Origin of the sequence: Palleronia sp., assembly GCF_042089775.1 — a bacterium.
GTDB lineage: Bacteria > Pseudomonadota > Alphaproteobacteria > Rhodobacterales > Rhodobacteraceae > Palleronia.
In genome coordinates, this window is record NZ_JBELKF010000198.1 from 1 (window position 1) to 3,351 (window position 3,351).

3 protein-coding genes, 1 tRNA gene and 1 pseudogene are annotated in these 3,351 nt (G+C 64.9%); all 5 read right to left on the minus strand.

Annotated features, from left to right (window positions below; translation table 11 throughout):
* Positions 1 to 179: pseudogene (locus tag ACFDS3_RS19855) on the minus strand (ABC transporter permease); the annotation flags it as partial.
* A gap of 88 nt (positions 180 to 267) precedes the next feature.
* The gene (locus ACFDS3_RS19860; RefSeq protein WP_375264063.1) at positions 268 to 558 is read right to left on the minus strand and encodes a DUF1330 domain-containing protein; all 291 of its coding nucleotides are present in this window, start codon (positions 556 to 558) and stop codon (positions 268 to 270) included.
* 176 nt (positions 559 to 734) lie between these two features.
* Positions 735 to 1,880 carry an extracellular solute-binding protein gene (locus tag ACFDS3_RS19865; protein ID WP_375264064.1) on the minus strand — a complete coding sequence of 382 codons (1,146 nt, stop codon included), beginning with the start codon at positions 1,878 to 1,880 and terminating at the stop codon, positions 735 to 737.
* Between the two features lie 79 nt (positions 1,881 to 1,959).
* On the minus strand, positions 1,960 to 3,060 hold the full coding sequence (locus tag ACFDS3_RS19870) for an ABC transporter ATP-binding protein (protein ID WP_375264065.1): 1,101 nt from the start codon (positions 3,058 to 3,060) through the stop codon (positions 1,960 to 1,962).
* A gap of 204 nt (positions 3,061 to 3,264) precedes the next feature.
* A tRNA-Leu gene (locus ACFDS3_RS19875) sits at positions 3,265 to 3,350 on the minus strand.
* Position 3,351: the final 1 nt, after the last annotated feature.

Genomic DNA, 3,351 nt, shown 5'->3' on the forward strand with positions numbered 1-3,351 from the left:
AGAAGCGGCGCAATCAGGCCGAGCGCGCGGAGCTTCTGCGCCCTCAGCGCCCTGTTCAGCGATCTCTTGAGCGGCGTTCCGTCGGCCGCCAGCATGGGACCCGCGGCGCGGTCGGCGTCGCGAAGGGCGTTATCGGGTGTTGCGCCTGTAAAGGCGTCGGGGTCAGTCGCTGAACTCATCTTGGGGCCTCGTCTGCGCGGGCGGCTGCGGCGGGACGTAGGCCGCATTTCCAATGACTTGCGGGGCGACGCGGGATGGCGGGGGCGGTCATTCCGTGCCCTCCACGAGGATCATCGTGGACTCGGCGCAGGCGCGCCGGATGTCCGCGATCGCCTGGTATTCGGGATCGTAATAGGCCTCGCGGGCCTTTTCGTAGCTGTCGAATTCGACCACCACGTGGCGGCCCATATCCTCGCCTTCCGGTGTTTCGGAGCGGCCGCCGCGGACGATGAAGCGGGCGCCGTGGGCCTGGAGGACGGGCGTGTCCTTCTGGACGTATTCTGGATAGCCCTCGGGGTCTGTGACCCGGATGTGGCCGATGATGTAGCCTTTCGGCATGTGCGACTCCCGTAAGAGTTCCGTGAGAGTTCCGTCAGACTCCTGTCGGAGGATCGTCGGAACAAGGACGCACCGGGGCCGGTGCGCCCAGAGGCCCCCTTCCCGCAACGCGAACGCGACGGGAGGGAGGTGCGGGACCGCGCGTGGCGATCCCGCGGGACGGTCAGATCGTCCGCTTACTGGGCGAGCCAGGACTGGAAGCGCGAGTCCAGGTCGTCGCGGTAGTCGGCCCACCACTCGTAGTTCTGAACGAACGCGTTGGAGGCGTTGTCCGGGTTGGTCGGCATGTGCGGCGCCATGTCGACGCCCAGTTCCGCGTGCTCGCCGACCATCGGTGCCGAGCTGGCGCGGGCCGGACCGTACGAGATGTACTTGGCCTGATCGGCGAGGCGCTGGGTGTCCGTGGCGAACCACAGGAAGTCGCGCACGCGGTTCTCTTCCTCTTCGGTCAGACCCTCGGGGATGACCCAGCCATCGAGGTCATAGGACTGCGCGTCCCACATCATCGCGACCGGCTGGTCCTGCTCGACGATGAGCGAGAAGAGGCGGCCGTTGTAGCTCGACCCGAAGACGACTTCGCCGTCGGCCAGAAGCTGCGGCGTGTCTGCGCCCGAGGTCCACCAGACCGTCTGGTCCTTGATGGTGTCGAGCTTGGCAAGCGCGCGGTCGACGCCTTCATCGGTTTCGAGCGTCTCGTAGATCTCGTCCTGCGGGACGCCATCGCACATCAGGGCCCATTCGAGGTTGTTGATCGGACGCTTTTCGAGCGAGCGCTGACCGGGGAACGTCTCGAGGTCGAAGATGTCGCAGATCTCGGTCGGGACTTCGTCGCCCCATTCTTCCACGTCGGTCCGGTAGCCGAAGGTGTAGGAATAGGCGATCTGCGGAATGAAGCAGTCGCTGACCAACATCTCCTCGCCGAAATCCTCGGACGCCTCGGTGCCGTCGGGCGCGGGGGCTGCGATATCGTCGATGTCGACTTCCATCGCGAGGCCTTCGTCACACAGGCGCATCGCGTCGGCGGCGGTCACGTCGACGAGGTCCCACGTCAGGTTGTTCGCTTCGTTCATCGCGCGCAGCTGGGCGACGGCCTCGGCCGACGATTCGTCCCAGGTCACGCTGACGTCGGGGTTCATCTCGAGATAGGGCTCGACATAGGCCTTGAGCTGGCTGTCCTGGTAGGCGCCGCCCCAGGAGACGATCGTCATCTCGTCAGCCATCGGCTCGCCGGCCACGGGGCTTTCGGACGCCTGCTCTTGAGCCACCGCGCCAGTCGCGACGCAAAGTGCTGCGCTGGTCAGAAGGGTTGTCTTGAGTTTCACGTAGTCTCTCCTTGTTGGATCGCCCGTTCGAAATTTGTTGCCGCGCCTTCGGGCGAAAGCGGCGCGGCTTGGTCGCGGCTCAGGAGTCGAGCGCGCGGCAATCCTGCGGCAGCCAGCCGATCTTGACCCTCTCGCCGGGCGTGAGGCGTTTCTGATCGGCGCGGTTGCGCGTCTTGACGATGAAGTCGTCCCGTCCCGCCACCTTCAGGCGGGTGCGGAAGACGTCCCCCATGTAGATGAATTCCAGAACCTCGGCGTCGAGCGTATGCGCATCGGGGCCAAGCTCGGGATTGAATTCGACACGCTCGGGGCGGATCGAGACGAGGGTGCGGTCGCCCTCCTTCTTCACGTTGACCGGCAGCGCGTCGATATGCTCGCCCGTCTGGTCCAGCTTGACCACGCAGCTGTCGCCCGCAAGCTTGGTCACGGTGCCTTCGAGCGTGTTGTTCTCGCCGATGAACTGGGCGACAAAGCTGTTCTCGGGGCGCTCGTAGAGCTCGTCGGGTGCGGCGAGCTGCTGGATGCGGCCGTCGTCGAAGACCGCCACGCGGTCGGACATGGTCAGCGCCTCGGTCTGGTCGTGGGTCACGTAGACCACGGTGATGCCGAGGTCGTGGGCCAGGCGCGTGATCTCGAATTGCAGGGTCTCGCGCAGCTGCTTGTCGAGCGCGCCCAGCGGTTCGTCCATCAGCACGAGTTCAGGTTCGAACACCAGCGCGCGGGCCAGCGCGATCCGCTGCTGCTGGCCGCCCGAAAGCTGCGCAGGACGGCGGCCGCCGAAATCGCCCATCTGCACCATGTCGAGCGCGCGCTTGATCTTGGTCTCGCGCTCGGACTTGCCGATGCTTCGCACTTCGAGCGGGAAGGCGAGGTTCTCGGCCACGGTCATGTGCGGGAACAGCGCGTAGTTCTGGAAGACCATCCCGATGCCGCGCTTGTGGGGCGGGATGTTGTTGATCTCTTTTCCGTCGAGGCGGATTTCCCCGTGGGTGGCGGTTTCAAACCCCGCCAGCATCATCAGGCAGGTGGTCTTGCCCGAGCCCGACGGCCCCAGCATCGTCAGGAACTCGCCCTTCCCGATGGACAGGTTGAGGTCCTTCACGACGAGCGTCTCGCCGTCATAACTCTTTTGCACGCGATCGTATTCGACGAACGCTTGTTCGTTTCGGGTGTCCAGCACCGGCGTCTCCCCTTATTCCCGCATTGTTGTCCGCGGTTCGTTTGGCCGAAGCAAAGCAAACGGTCGCCGGTAATGCAAGCAACTGGGCCAAGGTTTCGAAAATGACGTATAGGGAAGCACGATTTTCTGCTCGCCGCGGGTTTTGCGGGCGGATCGCCCTTGCGGGCGGCAGCTTGTGCTTTTCGGATCTGACCCGGCCGGGAGTGGTGCGGTCGAGAGGACTTGAACCTCCACGGGTGTTACCCCACAGCGACCTCAACGCTGCGCGTCTACCATTCCGCCACGACCGCA

Bases quoted from the DNA above. Each gene is read 5' to 3' on its own strand.
- ACFDS3_RS19860 (WP_375264063.1), bottom strand. From the start codon at position 558: ATGCCGAAAGGCTACATCATCGGCCACATCCGGGTCACAGACCCCGAG.